The organism is Kutzneria sp. CA-103260 (assembly GCF_018263855.1).
Lineage (GTDB): Bacteria > Actinomycetota > Actinomycetes > Mycobacteriales > Pseudonocardiaceae > Kutzneria.
On the sequence record NZ_CP073318.1, the window covers coordinates 10748822 to 10765856 of the forward strand.

At 72.0% G+C, this 17035-nt stretch carries 14 protein-coding genes; 6 read left to right on the forward strand and 8 right to left on the reverse strand.

Features of this window, described 5'->3' with window-relative positions:
- Positions 1-10: 10 nt before the first annotated feature.
- Positions 11-499, reverse strand: a complete 489-nt coding sequence (locus JJ691_RS48300) for a hypothetical protein (RefSeq protein ID WP_211766078.1) — start codon at positions 497-499, stop codon at positions 11-13.
- Between the two features lie 139 nt (positions 500-638).
- Between JJ691_RS48300 and JJ691_RS48305 the strand changes: the two genes are divergently transcribed.
- Both JJ691_RS48305 and JJ691_RS48310 read left to right on the forward strand, forming a co-directional pair.
- Positions 639-1088 (forward strand): NUDIX domain-containing protein, encoded by a 450-nt coding sequence (locus JJ691_RS48305; RefSeq protein ID WP_211766079.1) that lies wholly within the window; start codon positions 639-641, stop codon positions 1086-1088.
- A gap of 115 nt (positions 1089-1203) precedes the next feature.
- Complete coding sequence (locus JJ691_RS48310; protein ID WP_211766080.1) at positions 1204-2361, forward strand: DUF4192 domain-containing protein; 1158 nt, start codon at positions 1204-1206, stop codon at positions 2359-2361.
- A gap of 1047 nt (positions 2362-3408) precedes the next feature.
- Here JJ691_RS48310 and JJ691_RS48315 read toward each other — a convergent pair.
- The 6 genes from JJ691_RS48315 to JJ691_RS48340 all read right to left on the reverse strand — a co-directional run bounded on the left by JJ691_RS48315 (position 3409) and on the right by JJ691_RS48340 (position 10416).
- The gene (locus JJ691_RS48315) at positions 3409-4431 is read right to left on the reverse strand and encodes an LLM class F420-dependent oxidoreductase (protein WP_211766081.1); all 1023 of its coding nucleotides are present in this window, start codon (positions 4429-4431) and stop codon (positions 3409-3411) included.
- Positions 4428-4913 carry a nuclear transport factor 2 family protein gene (locus tag JJ691_RS48320; protein ID WP_249227508.1) on the reverse strand — a complete coding sequence of 162 codons (486 nt, stop codon included), beginning with the start codon at positions 4911-4913 and terminating at the stop codon, positions 4428-4430. Before JJ691_RS48320 ends, JJ691_RS48315 begins: the two co-directional genes overlap by 4 nt.
- A 332-nt stretch (positions 4914-5245) precedes the next feature.
- Entirely contained in the window at positions 5246-7273 is a 2028-nt protein-coding gene (locus tag JJ691_RS53005; RefSeq protein WP_211766082.1) for a S9 family peptidase, read from the reverse strand.
- 3 nt (positions 7274-7276) lie between these two features.
- The gene (gene galE / locus JJ691_RS48330) at positions 7277-8254 is read right to left on the reverse strand and encodes a UDP-glucose 4-epimerase GalE (protein ID WP_211766083.1); all 978 of its coding nucleotides are present in this window, start codon (positions 8252-8254) and stop codon (positions 7277-7279) included.
- A 294-nt stretch (positions 8255-8548) separates the two neighbouring features.
- The gene (galK, locus tag JJ691_RS48335; protein WP_211766084.1) at positions 8549-9721 is read right to left on the reverse strand and encodes a galactokinase; all 1173 of its coding nucleotides are present in this window, start codon (positions 9719-9721) and stop codon (positions 8549-8551) included.
- Complete coding sequence (locus tag JJ691_RS48340) at positions 9718-10416, reverse strand: metal-dependent transcriptional regulator (RefSeq protein ID WP_211766085.1); 699 nt, start codon at positions 10414-10416, stop codon at positions 9718-9720. The genes galK and JJ691_RS48340 overlap by 4 nt, the downstream gene beginning before the upstream one ends.
- Positions 10417-10823: 407 nt before the next feature.
- On the opposite strand from JJ691_RS48340, the gene JJ691_RS48345 reads away from it, so the two are divergent.
- Both JJ691_RS48345 and srmL read left to right on the forward strand, forming a co-directional pair.
- Complete coding sequence (locus tag JJ691_RS48345; protein ID WP_249227509.1) at positions 10824-11639, forward strand: sulfurtransferase; 816 nt, start codon at positions 10824-10826, stop codon at positions 11637-11639.
- A 139-nt stretch (positions 11640-11778) separates the two neighbouring features.
- Positions 11779-12813 carry a PheS-related mystery ligase SrmL gene (srmL, locus tag JJ691_RS48350; protein WP_249227510.1) on the forward strand — a complete coding sequence of 345 codons (1035 nt, stop codon included), beginning with the start codon at positions 11779-11781 and terminating at the stop codon, positions 12811-12813.
- A 43-nt stretch (positions 12814-12856) separates the two neighbouring features.
- Here the strand turns inward: srmL and JJ691_RS48355 are convergent, their stop codons facing one another.
- Positions 12857-13189: a hypothetical protein gene (locus tag JJ691_RS48355; RefSeq protein WP_211766087.1), complete on the reverse strand. Its 333-nt coding sequence runs from the start codon at positions 13187-13189 to the stop codon at positions 12857-12859.
- Positions 13190-13255: 66 nt separating this feature from the next.
- Between JJ691_RS48355 and JJ691_RS48360 the strand changes: the two genes are divergently transcribed.
- Positions 13256-14404 (forward strand): acetoin utilization protein AcuC, encoded by a 1149-nt coding sequence (locus JJ691_RS48360; protein ID WP_211766088.1) that lies wholly within the window; start codon positions 13256-13258, stop codon positions 14402-14404.
- Positions 14405-14407: 3 nt separating this feature from the next.
- Positions 14408-17014: a bifunctional acetate--CoA ligase family protein/GNAT family N-acetyltransferase gene (locus tag JJ691_RS48365; RefSeq protein ID WP_211766089.1), complete on the forward strand. Its 2607-nt coding sequence runs from the start codon at positions 14408-14410 to the stop codon at positions 17012-17014.
- Positions 17015-17035: the final 21 nt, after the last annotated feature.

Sequence of the window (17035 nt, forward strand, 5' to 3'; positions counted from 1 at the left end):
ATCGCAGGTTCTAGCGGCGCGGCGCGGCCGCCGTGAGCGGCAGCCGCTGCTGCTGCGCCCGGAAGTAGATCACCGCGTTCTGGGCGGCGATGGTGGCGCCGAACAGCAGCAGGACCGACGCCGTGGTCAGCGTGCCGGCCACGCCCAGCGACTGGCCGAGGAAGACGGCGCCGACGCGGATCGCGATCGTGGCCAGCCACAGCACCAGCGTCAGCGCGGTGCCCTTCTGGAACAGCCCGCCGTCACGGACGCTGAGCCGGGTGCTGGCGCCCCGGGCCAGGCCGAGCCCCACCACGATCACCGCGTCGAGCAGGAAGAACAGGATCTCACCGGGCTTGGCGAGGCTGATCGCCGAAGCCGCGGAGCCCAGCCCGATCACGATCAGGATCGCCGGCATCAGCACGAGCGACCGTGCCGTGACGACCGACCCCACCAGCTGCTTGCCGAGGACCCGCAGCACCACCAGCGCGCCGATCAGGATGAACACCAGCGTGGACATTTTGCCCTCTCCTTGATCTCCTCAGTGCCGCTCCGGCACTGGTCAAAGATTCGTCCTCAGCGACGTGGATTTCGTCGGTCCCCAGGTGGGAGCCGGGTTGATGCGATATCAACCTGTGGGTGGAGAACGGGAGGGCGGGATGGCACACGAGCGGTTGAGGGTCGCCGCGTACGCGGTCTGCGTGCGGGACGGCGCGGTGCTGCTGGCGCGGTGGGTGGGGCCGGACGGTCGACTGTGGACGCTGCCCGGCGGCGGCATCGATCACGGCGAGGACCCGTTCGACGCGGTGCGCCGTGAGGTCGAGGAGGAGACCGGCTACCAGGCCGAGGTGCAGAGCCTGCTGGGCGTGCACACCATGCGCCGTCGGTACGCCCGGAGGTTCGGTGGCGAGACGGATTTCCACGCGCTGCGCGTCGTCTACGAGGCGCGGATCGTCGGCGGCGAACTCCGTGACGAGATCGACGGGTCGACCGACAAGGCGGCCTGGATCCCGCTCTCGGAGGTGGCCGCGCTGGCCCGCGTCGACCTCGTCGACACTGGCCTTGAGCTGCACAGATCCCGTCCGTCCACCGGTCACCTCGGCCGGTAGCACATACTCCGGCGTATCCGCCCGAAAACGCCCGAGTTGTCCACAGGGCACGACTTGTCCACATCTCGATCTTCACGGCCCCGGCCGCCTCCCCGCGTGCGAGCAAGGTGGCCTCATGGACACCGCCGCACGTCCCAACCCGGACCGGATCGTCAAGCTCGCCGACGCCGGCGCGCTGATCGCCGCGATCCCGTCACTGTTGGGATTCCACCCCGCCAACTCGTTCCTCGTCGTGTCGCTCAAAGGCGGCATCATCAGCCACACCGTGCGAGTTGACCTGCCGCCGCCGGAACTCCACGCCGCCGTAGTGGGACGTGTGATGAGACCTGTACGGCAGGTCCACGCCGAGCACGCCGTGGTTCTGGTGGTGTGCGCCGACCGCGATCCGGGGCACCGGGATCTCGTGCGCCGGGCGGTCGCCGCCATGACCACCGCCGGCATGTCCGTGCTGCACGCCCTGTGGACGCCCGCCGCCGTCGGCGGCGCGCCCTGGCGTTGCTACCTGCACGATCACTGCGAGGGCGAGGTGCCAGATCCGGCCGAGACAGAATGCGCGGCCGCGATGACCCTCGCCGGTCTCGTCACCTTCGAGAGCCGCGACGAACTCGCCCGGATCCTCGAACCGCCCGATGCCGACCGCATGATCCGGCTCAGCGGCCTGCTCGACGTCACCAGCAGGTCCGACCGCACACCCAGCGCCGAACACCTCTCCGTCGTTCGCGCCGCCGTCGAGTCCGGAGTCCTGCCGGCCACCGACGAGGAGTTCGTCCGGCTCGCCCTGGCTGTGTCCGACCATCGGGTCCGCGACGCGTGTCTCGGCTTCATTCTCGACGCCGCCACCAACGCCGCCGCCGAGAAACTCTGGCTGGAGCTCGCTCGCTGTCTTCCGCCGCCCGAACGCGCCGAGGCCGCATCCCTGCTCGCCGCTTCCGCCTACCTGCGGGGCGACGGCGCCCTGGCCAATGTCGCCCTTGAACAGGCCCGCAACTCGCAGCCCGACCACAACCTCGCCGGCCTGCTCCAGGGCGCCATCGACTACGGCATGCCCCTCGCGCAGCTCCATCAGTCCTTCACCGACGCCGCCATCGACGCGCACATCGACATCACCACCGAGCCCGCCGAAGTGGCGGACGAGCCCGACGCTCCAGCGGATGGCCCCGCCGACCCGGCTACGCAGCCCGCCGGCCAGATGGATGGGCCCGGCGACCCTGCCGAGCAACCCGTTGGGACAGCAGAGGAATCCAGCGGCACGACGAAGGGGTCTGGCGGGTAGTCGATGGACTCAGCGGTACAGCACAGAAGCCCGCCGACCACGCGGGACGACTCGGCCCTCGGAAGGACCCGCCGACAAGGCCCGACCTGTCCACCCGCCGAACGGACTGACGGCACAGCCTGACCCCTTCGCAGGCGGACTCGCTGCCCCAACGGGCGAACTCGTTGGCATCACGGAGGAATCCGCCTGCCCGATCGACGGGTCAGGCCACGTAACCAAGGAGCCCGACATGTCCACCTGAGCCTTCGACCTCCTGCCGGCCGGCCCCCGGCAGGTGCCGCCCCGAGCCGCGCACGCTGCGACACCGCGTCCGGTCGCGCGAACGGCACGGGGCCGGCCGGGACCCGCCCCCGCCAGCTCGGGTCCCGGCCCCCAAACCACTGGCGGCAATCGGTGAGCATTCCTCGCATCGCTTGGGCCGTCCGGTCGCAATGCCTTCTGTCGGTCGTCGTGCATACCGGCAGAGGTGGTCCTGTCCTCCGCGTCGGCACCCCCTAGCCGACACGTGGGGGCCGGGCCAGAGCTGGGGCCCGTCCTGGTCAGGCGGGTCCCAGCCCACCCCGCTGTCGAGACGAGCTGGCCACGCGGCTGGTTCCGTCCGCAACATGCTCTACCCCAAGGTGATTGTTCCTCGGATCGCCTGTTGTTTGCCCTGGGATGCCTTCTGCCGGTCGGATCCACCGGCAGAGGAATTCCGGCTCCCGGTCGCCTACCCGTCTCTGGTCGGGCCCGGGACTCGCCCAGGTCCTCCCTTGTCACGTCTGTTCGAGAGGCGGTGTATCCGAAGGCGACCGAACCGCGGGCGCTCGGTTCGAGGCGGCGGGATCTGTCGAATCGGTCGGCGGGGGATTTCGCCGTCACTGCTCGGGATCGCGGTCGCCGCCCTGGTGGTGGTGGCTCGGTTCGGAGGCGGGCCCGTCCATCGGCCGCGGGCTCGGCCGACCACTCGCCGTTGCCTCTTCCTCGGTGGGCGGCGACGGGCCGGGGCCCGTCCAGCGGTGGACGGGCCCCGGGATGACCGTTACTGGAGAGAAAGGCGGTGGTGGATCAGGAGAACAGTTCGGCGATCTTGCGCACGGCGTTCACGTCGCCCTGCACCAGCAGGGTGGTGATCACGGTCTCCTCCCAGGCCGGCAACTCGTCGCGGATCTTGGCGGCGGGGCCGATCAGCGCCAGGTCCTCGACCATCCTGGTGGGCACGGCGGCGATCGCCGCCTTCTTGTCGCCGGCCAGGTACAGGTCCTGGATCCGGTCGCACTCGGCCTCGTAGCCGAGACGGGCGATGGCGTCGCGGTGGAAGTTGGCGCCCTTCGCGCCCATGCCGCCGATGTAGAGGGCGAGCATGGGACGGATGAAGTCCGCGGCCTGCTCCACGTCGTCGTGCACCAGCACCGGCACGCTCGCGGCGACCTCGAAGTCGTCGAGAGTGTGCCGGGCGCCGGGGCGGGCGAAGCCCTCGGCCAGGGCGGTCCGGAAGAAGCCGTCGACCTTGGGCGAGTAGAACAGCGGCAGCCAGCCGTCGGCGATCTCGGCGGCCAGGGCCACGTTCTTCGGGCCCTCGGCGGCGAGGAAGATCGGGATTTCGGCGCGCAGCGGGTGCACGGTGGACTTGAGCGGCTTGCCGAGGCCGGTGCCGCCCGGATACGGCAGCTGGAAGAACTCGCCCTGGTACTCGACGGTCTCGCGGGCCGCGACCTTGCGCACGATCTCGATGTACTCGCGGGTGCGGGCCAGCGGCCGGGGGTAGGGCTGGCCGTACCAGCCCTCCACGACCTGCGGGCCGGACGCGCCGAGGCCGAGCACGAAGCGGCCGCCGGACAGGTGGTCCAGGGTGATCGCGGCCATGCCGGCGGCGGCCGGGGTGCGGGCCGACATCTGCATGATGTTGGTGGCCAGCTTGATGTTCTTGGTCGCCGCGCCCCACCAGGCCAGCGGGGTGAGCGCGTCGGAGCCATAGGCCTCGGCGGTCCAGACCGAGTCGAAACCGAGGCGGTCGGCCTCGATCACGGCCTCGGCGACGCCGGCCGGCGGCCCGGACGACCAGTACCCGGTGTGATAGCCGAGCTTCACTGCTGACCTCCTTGCGGGGCGGGCACGACGCCGTCCGCGACCAGACCGGCGAACACTGCCTCGCTGAGCGCCATGGCCGCGGACTGGGGTCGCACCATCACCGTGAACGTGGCGATCTTGCCCTGGTCGTCGAACTGGATCATGTCGATGCCGTGGATCTGCTTGTCGCCGACCCTCGCACGGAACACCAGCACCCGCGACTCCGCGTCGCCCTCCACGTCGCCGGACAGCTCGCCGACGTAGCGGAAGTCCTCGAACGTGCGCAGCAGCACCGCGAACAGCGCGCCCACGGTCGGCAGGCCCTCGAACGGCCGGAACTTCACCGGGCTGTGGAACACGATGTCCTCGCGGAACAGGCCCACGATTCCCGCGTGGTCGCCCTGCTCGACCGCCGCGCGCAGCTGGGCGATCGCCCTGGCCGCCGGCGTGTCCGCGCTCGGGGAATCCGCGGCCCGGGTCTCGGTCGCTGGGTTGGTGGACACGGTAGGCCTCCCTAGTCATAAAATTGACTAGTCGCATTCTTGCCTAGGGTGCCTGTGTCGGTCAAGGATCGGGACGACCGCGGACGGCGCGGCCGAGGGGCCGGACAGCCGGCGGGCGGCGGGCTGCGCTGTCGGGGGTGGGGCCGCGCCGTTGGGGACAGCGCCACTGGGATCGGGCTGCGCTGTCGGGGGGTGGGGCCGCGCTGTCGGGATCGGGCTGCGCTGGCGGGGTGGTGCCGTGGGGATGGGGTGGCTGGCGGCGGGATGTTGTTGGGGCGCAAAGCAAACGGCCCGCCGGGGTGCCGGCGGGCCGTTTCCTGTGACGGGGGGACTCAGATCAGGGCGGGGCGGTCCCACTTCTCGCCGAGGACGTGTTCGGCGAGGAAGGCGAGGACGGTCTCGTACCAGACCTTGGAGTTGCCCGGGGTGAGGATCCAGTGGTTCTCGGTGGGGTAGTAGAGGAACTTCGCGGGCACGCCGTGACGGACGAGGTCGAAGTAGAGGCGGATGCCCTCGCCGACGGGGACGCGGTAGTCCTTGTCGCCGTGGATGACGAGCATCGGGGTGGTGATGTCGCCGACCCGCAGGTGGGGAGAGTTGGCGAGGATGCGCTCGGTGGACCGGAGCGGATCGGTCATCTCCCGCATCCAGTAGTACGACGAGTCGGTGGTGCCGGTGAACGCGTCCAGGTTCCACAGGGACGCGTGGGTGACGATGGCGTCGAAGCGGTCGGTCTGGGTGGCGATCCAGTTGGCCATGTAGCCGCCGAAGGAACCACCCATGGCAGCGGTGCGGCCCTCGTCGATGTCGGGGCGTTCCACGGTGACGTCGGTGATGGCCATGAGGTCGGTGTAGGGAGCGCCGCCCCAGGAGCCCCAGCCGGCCTGGACCATGTCGCGGCCGTAGCCGGTGGACAGGGCGGGGTCGGGCATCAGGATGGCGTAGCCCCGAGCGACCAGCAGCCACGGGTTCCACCGCCACGACCAGCCGTTCCAGCTCATCATGGGACCGCCGTGCACCCACAGGACCAGGGGCGCGGGCGACGAGTCGGAGGCGCCGGCGGGCACGGCGAGCCAGGCCCGGACGGTGCGACCGTCGGCGACGGTGGTGGAGACCTCGGTGAGGGTGCCGGGCAGCGACTCGACAACGCCGGGGGCGGGCAGGAAGGCGGGATCCTGCTCGGTGGCGACGGGGTCGAGCCGAACGGGCTGCGGCGGGTGCGCGATGGAGTCCCGCAGCGCGTAGAGGGCGGAGCCGTCGGCGGCGACGCGGAGCCCGCCGTAGTGCCCCTCGCCGGTGAGCCGGGTGATCTCGCCGGACGCCAGGTCGAGCCGCCACACGGGGCGACGGCCGTCGCGGTTGGCGAGGAAGTAGACGACCCGGCCGTCGGGGGAGACGGCGGGGTCCTCGGCCCAGTCGGGGAAGTCGGCCGTCAGCGGCCGCACGGCGCCGTCGGCCAGGGTGATCAGCACGAGGTCGTAGCGCGGGCAGTCCTGCTCGGTGGACTCGAGGCCGCGGATGGCGATGACGCCGGAGGAGTCGGGCAGGAAGACAGCGTTCGAGTAGCTGTACACGGGCCCGTCACCGAGGCTGCGGTCGCCGGCGAGCTCACGGTCGCCGGTGCCGTCGGCGCGCACGACCCGGAGCAGGTCACGACGCCCGTACGCGGCGGAGATCTCCTCGCTCACCTCGTAGACGACCCAGTGACCGTCGGGGCTGACGACACCGCCGGACACGGGGTGCGGGATGTCGCGGGTGAGCTCGACGACGTCGGTGACCCGCTCCTCGCCGGTGATGGCGGGGGCGACGACGATGCGCGGCCGGTCTGGCCCGAGGTCGTGGTCCCAGTACCGGACGGGGTAGGACTCGTGCAGGATCGCGGTCACGCCGGCGTCCTCACGGGCCTTGCGGCGTTCCTTGTCCTCGTCGCCGACGGCGGCGCCGTGCAGCGCGGCGGTGGTGACGAGGAGGGTGCCCGCGTCGCGGGCGACGGACACGCCGGCGACGCCGCCGGCAGGGGCGTACACCTGCCGGGCCTCACCGGCGGGCGGCAGCAGCCACAGCGCCGAGGTCTCCTTGTCGTCGCCGGGCTTGGCCTCGGCGTTGGCTCGGGAGCTCACGAACAGCACGGAGCCGTCGGGCGTGAACACGGGCGACGACTCGCCCTTGGCGGCCCGGGTGAGCCGGCGCGCCGGCCGGGCGCCGGCCGGGTCGACCTCCCACAGTGCGGACTGCCAGCTCTTGCCGTCCGGCGCGAGCTCGGCGGTGGTGGCGACCAGCCGCGTGCCGTCCGGAGACAGCGCGAGCGAGCCGATCCGCGGCAGCTTGGCCACGGCGTCCAGATCGGTGAAATCGGTCATTCCTCAGTCCCCCCGCCTGGCGCGGGCGAACGCCCACGCGTCGCCGACGATCGACGCCAGGTCCTCGTGCTTGGGCTGCCAGCCCAGTTCCTGCCGGGCCCGCTCGCTGGAGGCGACGAGCACGGCCGGGTCCCCCGCCCGCCGCGGCGCCACCTCGGCCGGGATCTCGTGCCCGGTGACCTGCCGGCAGGTGTCGATCACCTGCTTGACCGAGAAGCCGAAGCCGCTGCCCAGGTTGTAGATGCCGTGCCGGCCGGGCTTGGCGTGCTCCATCGCCAGCAGGTGCGCCTCGGCCAGGTCGAGCACGTGGATGTAGTCGCGGACGCAGGTGCCGTCCTCGGTCGGCCAGTCGTCGCCGTACATCTGCACCTTCTCGCGCTGGCCGAGCGCCACCTGGAGCACGATCGGGATCAGGTGCGTCTCCACGGCGTGCCGCTCGCCGAGCTGCTTGACCTCCGGGGCCACGTACGCGCCGGCCACGTTGAAGTAGCGCAGGCTCATGCCGGCCAGGCCGTGCGCGGTGGCGAACGACGTGATGGCGTAGTCGATGGCCAGCTTGGTGGCGCCGTAGGTGTTGGTCGGCCGGGTCGGCGTGGTCTCCACGATCGGCACCTGCTCGGGCTCGCCGTAGGTGGCGGCGGTCGAGGAGAACACCAGCCGCTGGGTGCCGTTGTCCCGCATCGCCTCCAGCAGCCGCAGCGAGGTGACCACGTTGCCGTTCCAGTACTTGGCCGGGTCCTGCATGGACTCGCCGACCAGGGACTTGGCCGCGCAGTGCAGCACACCGTCGAAGCCCTCGGCCAGCAGCGGCCCGGCCACCTCGGCGATGTCGCCCTCGACGAAGCGCACCCCGTCCGGGACGGCGTCGGCGTGCCCGGTGGACAGGTCGTCCACCACCACAACCTCGTGGCCGGCCTCCACCAGCCGCGCGGCGCTCACACTTCCGACATAGCCAGCTCCGCCGGTGACGACCAGCTTCACGCGTCTCAGCCTCTCGATTCAGGTGTGTCAGATGGGAAGGAACAGGGCAGATGGGGAACGTATCGAAGGCAGGGAGGAGGGTGGAAGCCGTCAAAAGTGGGGAACGGCGCAGGGAGGGGCAGGTGGTCGAAGGCGGTACGACGAACGCGGGAGCCGTGCCGGAGTGCGGACGCGGATCGCGGGAGCCGGGTCGAAGGTGGGCGGCGGTCGATAGCGGCGGGGTGGGGACTGTGCCGACGGTATCGGGCGAAGCTGTGAGCGGGGAGAGGCGTCGAAGGGGCGGTGGAGCGCTGGCTACTCGTCCCGGCCGGCGCCGGGGGAGGGGACGCCGGCGAAGAGGCGGGGCGGGTTGAGGGAGTGGGCAGCGTAGGCGTCGAGCACGGCCTGTTCGACGGCGGGGCGGTCGGCGGCGCGGATGAGGGCGATGGCGGAGCCGCCGAAGCCGCCGCCGATCATGCGGGAGCCGAGGGCGCCGGCGGAGAGGGCGGCGTCGACGGCGACGTCGAGCTCCAGGCAGGAGACGCGGTAGTCGTCGCGGAGGCTGACGTGGGAGGCGGTGAGCTCGGGGCCGATGGCGTCGAGGCGGCCGGACTTGAGCTTGGCCACGACGGACAGGACCCGGGCGTTCTCGGTGACGACGTGCCGGACCAGCGGCTGGAGGTCCGCGGGGAGCTGGGCGAGGGCGGCGTCGAGATCGGTGATCTCACGCAGCGACGGGAGGCCGAGCAGCGAGGCGGCGCGTTCGCAGCCGCTGCGGCGGTCGCCGTAGCCGGAGTCGACGAGGGCGTGCTTGGCCCGGGTGTCGATGACGAGCACCTCGAGCCCGGCGGCCTCGGCGTCGAACGGCACCTGCTCGGACTCGCCGGAGCGGACGTCGAGGAACAGCACGTGCCCGGCGACGCAGCACAGGGAGGCGGTCTGGTCGAGCAGGCCGGTCATGGCGCCGACGAACTCGTTCTCGGTGCGCTGCACGAACCGGGCGATCTCGGGCCGGGTGGGCGAGCCGGGCTGGTCGACCTCGCGGCCGGACAGGCCGAGCAGGGCCAGCGCGGTGGCGCACTCCAGGGCGTGCGAGGACGACAGGCCGGCGCCGGTGGGCACGTTGCCGGAGACGACGAGGTCGGCCCCGGCCAGCTCGAAGCCGTTCTCCCGCAGCACCCAGGCCACGCCGGCCGGGTAGGCGGCCCAGCCGGACATGGTGCGGGGCGCGAGGTCGGCGATGGCCACGGGGTCGGCGGCCTGGAGCTGGCCGTCGTCCCCGAGGGTGGCCACCGTCAGCACGCCGTCGGTCCGCGGCGACGCGGCGACGGCGGCCCGGTGCGGCAGCGCGAAGGGGGCCACGAAGCCGTTGTTGTAGTCGGTGTGCTCGCCGATGAGGTTGACCCGGCCCGGCGCGGACCACACCCCCGCGGGGGCGTGGCCGTGCAGCTCGGTGAACGCCTTCTCAGCCTTGGAGACCGGGCTCACCGTGCGGTGACCAGGACGGCGTGGGCGACGGCGGCGTCGATCTTGGCCACGGCGCCGAGGCCGTGCACCTCGACCACCGCCGCGGCGGCGGGGCCGCCCTGCACCTGCACGGTGTTGCCGGGGATGAGGCCGACCGTCTTCAACTCCGCCATCAGCTCCTCGTCGATCTGCACGTGTTCGGCGATGCGCCGGACCTCGACCTGGCCGCCGCCGCGGCGGGCGACCTCGTCGACCCGGACCAGGCCGGGCTCGGGGGACGGGGCGGGCTTGCCGCCTTCGCCCAGTTTGTCCAGCCCGGGAATGGGGTTTCCGTACGGCGAGGTGGTGGGGTGCCCGAGCAGCGCCACCAGCTTGCGCTCGACGGCCTCGCTCATCACGTGCTCCCAGCGGCAGGCCTCGGCGTGCACCTGCTCCCACTCCAGGCCGATGACGTCGACCAGCAGCCGCTCGGCCAGCCGGTGCTTGCGCATGACGGCGATGGCCAGCTCGCGGCCGGCGTCGGTGAGCTCGAGGTGGCGGTCGCCGGCGACGACGAGCAGGCCGTCGCGTTCCATCCGGGCCACCGTCTGGCTGACCGTGGGCCCGCTCTGGGCCAGTCGCTCGGCGATGCGGGCGCGCAGCGGGACGACACCCTCTTCTTCGAGCTCGTAGATGGTGCGCAGGTACATCTCGGTGGTGTCGATGAGGTCGTTCACCAAGACTCCAATCGGCGGAGGCTGCGGCCTTCAGGCCGGGCAGGAGCCGATCCGATGGTAACGGGCCGCACGCGCGGCCAGGACTGTCGGAGGCTGTGGAACAGGTGTTTGTGGTGGTCTGGGCGCGCGGGGCCGGCGGCCGGGCGGCGGCCCTGCACGAACAGTCCCGGCACGGATGTCGGGCGCAGAGTGATCGGGCGCAGGATGATCGGACGCAGGGTGGGCATGGGCCGCCTCCTTCCGCTTCGTTGACGGCGTGGGCGCGCCCCCCGGTTCAGGGGTCGCGAGGTCGCCACAGCCGTTCCCGCACGTGTGGCGTCAATATTAATGGGTGGCACCGACAGAGTCCGTGCCGTATGCGGCGGGTTACCTGGTCGTGGCCCAGCGCCACCGGGCAGGATGGCGGGGTGCGTGCCTTGATCACCCCCACCGAGCTGGCCGGCCTCGCCGAGGCGCCGGTGCTGCTGGACGTGCGCTGGCGGCTGGCCGGGCCGCCGGCCGTCGAGGACTACCGGGCCGGCCACCTGCCGGGCGCGGTGTTCGTGGACCTGGACCGGGACCTGGCCGACGAGCCGGGCGAGGGCGGCCGGCATCCGCTGCCGGCGCCGCAGCGGCTGCGGGCGGCGCTGCGGGCCGCGGGCGTGCGGCGAAATCACCCGGTCGTGGCGTACGACGCCGGCGACGGCTCGACCGCGGCCCGGGCCTGGTGGCTGCTGCGCTGGGCCGGCCACGAGCAGGTGGCGGTGCTGGACGGCGGTTACGCGGCCTGGACGGCGGAGGGCCGCCCGGTCAGCACCGAGGTCCCGACCCCGGAGCCGGGGGACGTCGAGGTGTCGCCGGGCCACATGCCGGTGCTCAGCGCCGAGGAGGCGGCGGAGCTGGCGCGCACCGGCGTGCTGCTGGACGCCCGCGCGCCGGAGCGGTACCGCGGCGATGTGGAGCCGATCGACCCACGGGCCGGGCACATCCCGGGCGCGGTGAACGCCCCGTTTTCCGGTCACATCGGACCGGATGGCCGCTGGCGTGCGCCGGCGGAGCTGGCCGAGCGGTTCGCGGAGCTCAAGGTCGAGCCGGGCCAGGTCGGCGCGTACTGCGGGTCGGGCGTGACGGCGTCCTCGGTGGTGCTGGCGCTGGAGGTGGCGGGCCTCGGGACGGCGCCGCTGTACGCCGGGTCGTGGTCGCACTGGTGCGTCGACCCGGAGCGCCCGGTGGAAATTGGTTGACCGTAGAAGGACCATGGAGATGTGAGCGGCCAGCGATTTCAACGCCCCTCGGTGACCCGGGGGCGTTGAGTCGCGCGTCCTGACCGAGGAGCCGAGGGGGCTAGCGGCCACCTTCCCAGCTCACGTCAGGACCAAAGCCATGAAGCTGATGACCGCCGACCAGGTGCGCGCGGCGCTGTCCGTGCGCGACCTCACCGATCCCAACCAGGGCTCGCACGCGATGCAGCTGCTGCTGGCCGAGATCGAGCAAGCCGTGTCGGAGTGGGCCGGGCTGCCGGCGCAACGGCGGCGCGGCAATCCCGTGGTGCCGACGGCGGACAACTACGACCGGCTCGGCTACCCGGCCGACGCGGTGGCCCGCGACACCCGCTATTCCCGTTACCTCAGGCCGGACCTGATGCTGCGGGCGCACACCACGGCGATGATTCCGCCGTTGCTGCAAGGCATCGCCGACGAAGCGCTGCTGAGCGTCCCGGGCATCTGTTACCGCCGTGACGCCATCGACCGCCAGCATGTCGGCCAGCCGCACCAACTGGATCTCTGGCTGATCAGGAAAGGCTTGTCGGACAACGACTTGCGTGACATGGCGCAGAGCGTGGTGCAGGCCGCCGTGCCCGGTGCGAAGGTCGCGCTGGAGCCGTCCGATCATCCGTACACCGTGCGGGGCAAGGAGATCCGGGTGAACGGGGTGGAGGTCGGCGAGTGCGGCCTGGCCCGCCCGGAGCTGTGCCAGGGCCTGGCGATGGGCCTCGGCCTGGACCGTCTTCTCATGCTGCGCAAGGGAATCGACGACATCCGGCTGCTGCGTTCCACCGAGCCGCGGATCGCGAACCAGCTGCTGGATCTGCGGCCCTACCAACCGGTCTCCACGCAGCCGCCGATCCGCCGCGACCTGTCGGTGGCGGTCGCCGAGGACATGGACGCCGAGCAGTTGGGCGAGGCGGTCCGGGAGGCGCTGGGCCCGGACGCGCACGTCGTCGAGGAGGTGCGGGTGCTCGCCGAGACCGCGGGCGAGCTGCTGCCGCCGGTCGCCCGGGACCGGCTGGGGCTGCGCGCGGGCGAGAAGAACGTGCTGCTCCGGGTGGTGCTGCGGGACCTGGAGCGAACCCTGACCGACGCTCGCGCCAACGCGCTGCGCGACACCGTGTACCGCGCGGTGCACGGCGACCGCTGAGGTGACGCCCGTGGGCCGCGGCGGCCCACGGGCGCTCGGCGGACTACTTGGGCGTCTGCTCCCGTTCGCGGAGGGCCAGTGGCGCGCCGGCCAGGTCCTCCTCGTTGCAGAGCAGCTTCACGTCGTAGTACGGCGCACTGGGCGTGTCGTCGTAGTCCAGATGGATGGCGATCACGTCGATCGGCTCGCCGAGCCATTCCTGCGCCTGTCGCAGCCAGGCCGCGGCCCGTTCCATCGCCGCAGGCAGATCGTCGTCCCGGAACTCGACGGGACGGTAGGGGACCCCTTGCACCTGGTCCTTCTGATTATTCGGGCGGGGCAGGTCGACACCGACACCGGAATCATCGAGATCCAGGCGGATCAGTTCCTCACTCACCCCTCAAGAGTCCACCAGGCAGGCGCACCCGGGCAACCCCGGCGTCGAGCGCCTACCTTGGTCGTCATGGGCAAGCGTGCCGGAGTCGTGTGGGACGACACTCTGCTGGGCTACGACATGGGGGCCGACCACCCGCTCAACCCGGTCCGCCTGGACCTGACCATGGGGTTGGCGCGGGCGCTGGGCGTGTTGGACGGGGTGGAGCCGCTCCACCCGGCGCCGGCAACCGAGCAGGAGGTGCTGCGGGTTCACTCGCCCGAGTACATCGCCGCGGTGAAGGCGGCGCCGGAGTCGGCGATCGGCGTCGGGCACGGCCTGGGCACCGCCGACAATCCCGTGTTCACGGGCATGCACGAGGCCGCCAGCCTGGTGTTGGGCTCCTCGCTGGCGGCCGCCGAGCTGCTGCTGTCAGGTGAGACGGACCGGGTGGTCAACATCGGCGGCGGGCTGCACCACGCGATGCGGGACGAGGCGGCCGGCTTCTGCGTGTACAACGACTGCGTGGCGGCGATCGATCGGCTGCTGGACCGCGGCGTGGAGCGGGTGGCCTACGTCGACACGGACGTGCACCACGGCGACGGCGTGCAGGTCGCCTTCTACGACGACCCCCGGGTGCTGACGATCTCCCTGCACCAGCATCCGGCGACGCTGTGGCCCGGCACCGGTTACGCGCGCGAGTTGGGCGCCGGCGACGGATACGGCACTTCCGTGAACCTCCCGCTGCCCCCGGGGACCACCGACGAGCACTGGCTGCGCGCCTTCCACGCGGTGGTGCCGTCGATGCTGCGGGCGTTCCGGCCGCAGGTGCTGGTGACGCAGTGCGGTGTGGACACGCACCGGGACGACCCGCTGGCGCACCTCGGGTTGACGGTGGACGGCCACCGCGCGATCTACATGGCCCTGCGTGAGCTGTCGATCGAGCACGGCGGCCGCTGGCTGGCGCTGGGCGGTGGCGGCTACCAACTACGCCGCGTGGTGCCGCGGTCGTGGACGCACCTGCTGGCCACGGCCCTGGACCGCGACATCCCGGTGAAGACCGAGCTGCCCGGCGACTGGGGGCAGCGGCTGGGCGTGCCGGACATGACCGACGGCGGCGGCACGTCGTTCCTGCCGTGGTCGGGGGGTGGCGGCGACCCGGTGGACATGGCGGTGCTGGGCACCCGCCGCGCGGTGTTCCCGTTGCACGGGCTCGATCCCGATGACCCGAGAGACTGAGTGATGGACCCGTACGACTACCCGAAGCACTGGGAAGCCGACGTCGTGCTGTCCGACGGCGGCACCGTCCACCTGAGACCGATCACCCCGGACGACGCGGACCGGCTGGTGGCCTTCCACGGCCGGCTGTCCGAGCGCACCCGCTACTTCCGCTATTTCGGGCCGTATCCGCGGATGCCCCAGCGCGATGTGGAGCGGTTCAGCACGGTCGACCACGGTGACCGGGTGGCGTTCGTGGCGATGCTCGGCGACGACATCGTCGCGGTGGGCCGCTACGACCGGCTGGCCGGCACCGACTCGGCCGAGGTGGCGTTCGTGGTGGCGGACGCGCACCAGGGTCGCGGGCTGGGCTCGATCCTGCTGGAGCACCTGGCCGCGGCGGCGCGGGAGAGCGGCCTGACCCGGTTCGTGGCCGAGGTGCTGGCCGAGAACAGCCAGATGGTGCGAGTGTTCCGGGACGCCGGCTACCAGATCGCGCGCTCGTTCGAGGAGGGCACGCTGCACCTGGAGTTCGCGCTGGACCCCACCGAGCAGTCCGTGGCGGTGGCGCGGGCCCGTGAGCAGGCGGCGGAGGCGCGCAGCGTGCGCAACCTGCTCACGCCGCGGTCGGTGGCGCTGATCGGGGCGTCCACGGATCACGCCAAGATCGGGCACGCGGTGCTGACCAACCTGCTGGTCGCCGATTTCGCCGGGCCGGTGTACCCGGTCAACCCGGAGCACCGGTCGGTGCGCGGGGTCCGCGCCTACAGTTCGGTGCTGGACATCCCCGACGACGTGGATCTGGCGGTGGTGGCGATTCCCGCCGCCGGCGTCGAGGACGTGCTGGACGCCTGCCTGGCCAAGGGCGTGAAGGCGCTGCTGGTGGTGTCGACGGTGCCGGATCCGGAGGCGGAGCGGCGGCTGGTGTCGCAGGCCCGTGCGCACGGGATGCGGGTGGTGGGGCCAAGCGCGCTCGGCGTCGTCAACACCGATCCCGAGGTGCGGTTGAACGCGACGCTGGCACCGAAGCTGCCGGGTCGTGGCCGCACCGGCTTCTTCTGTCAGTCCGGCGCGTTGGGCATCGCGATTCTGGCCACGGCCGCCGAGCGTGGCCTGGGGCTGTCCACGTTCGTGTCGGCCGGCAACCGCGCGGACGTCTCCGGCAACGACCTGTTGCAGTACTGGGCCGACGATCCGGCGACCGATGTCGTGTTGCTGTACCTGGAGTCCTTCGGCAATCCGCGCAAGTTCGCCCGGCTGGCCCGGCGGCTGGGGCGGCGCAAGCCGATCGTGGCCGTGAAGACGGGGCGGCACGCGGTGAACCCAGGCCTGGCCGGCACGGTGGCGCTCGACGAGCTCAGCCTTCAGTCACTGTTCGAGCAGACAGGCGTGATCCGCGTCGAGTCGCTGGGGCAGTTGTTCGACACGGCGCTGCTGCTGGCCCACCAGCCGCTGCCGGCGGGGCCGCGGGTGGCGGTCGTCGGCAACTCCACGGCGATCGGGCTGCTGGCCGCGGATGCGTTGCTGGCTCAGGGTTTGGAGCTGGCCCGCGAGCCGGTGGACGTCGGCGCGCACGCCAGCCCCGAGGCGTTCGCCGAGGCTGTCCGGTCGACGGCTCGATGCGAGGACGTGGACGCGCTGGTGGTGGTGTTCGTGCCGCCGATCGCCATGCCGGCCGCCGACTACGCCAAGTCGCTGCGTGAGGCCGGCACCGGAAAGCCTGTGGTGACAACGTTCCTGGCCGTCGAGGGCGTGCCGGACGAGCTGGCGGTGCCCGGCCCGGACGGGTCGCCGTCGCGGGGGTCGGTGCCGTCGTATCCGAGCCCGGAGCGGGCGGTGTCGGCGTTGGCCCGGGCGACTCGGTACGCGCAGTGGCGGTCCCGCCCGCGCGGCGAGTTCACCCGCCCCGAGGGCATCGACACCGAGCGGGCTCGGGAACTTGTCCTGAAGACCTCGACCGACGAGGAAGTCGTTGCCCTGCTGGCTTGTTACGGCATCGAGGTGGTGCCGTTCCGCACAGTGTCCACTGTGGACGACGCCGTCAGGGCGTGTGACGAGCTGGGCTACCCGGTGGTGCTCAAGTCCACCAGCGAGCAGCTGCGGCACCGCACCGATTTCCTTGGCCTGCGGCTGGATCTGGCCAGCGCCGAGGCGGTCCGGGTGGCCTACCAAGACCTGCTGGAAGTGTCCGGCTCGGCCGAGATGTACGTGCAGCGAATGGCCCCGAAGGGGGTCTCCTGTCAATTGGGGCTACAGGACGACCCGTCGTTCGGCACGCTGGTCAGCTTCGGGCTCGGCGGCGTGGTCAGCGACCTGCTCGGCGACCGCGCCTACCGGGCCGTGCCGATGACCGACACGGACGCGGCTGCGCTGGTCCGCGCGCCGAAGGCGGCCCCGCTGCTGATCGGCTACCGCGGCGGCGAGCCGGCCGACCTGGCCGCGCTGGAGGACCTGGCGCTGCGGCTGTCCGCGCTGGCCGAGGACCTGCCGGAGGTGCGGCGACTGGTGCTGGAGCCGGTGTTGGCCTCGGCGGCGGGGGCGTTCGTGAGCTCGGCGCGGATCACCGTGGGCGAACCGCCGTCCCAGCCCGACACCGGCCCCCGCCGCCTGCGGCCGTTGGCTACGGAGTAGTGGGTTTGTGTCGGTTACCGA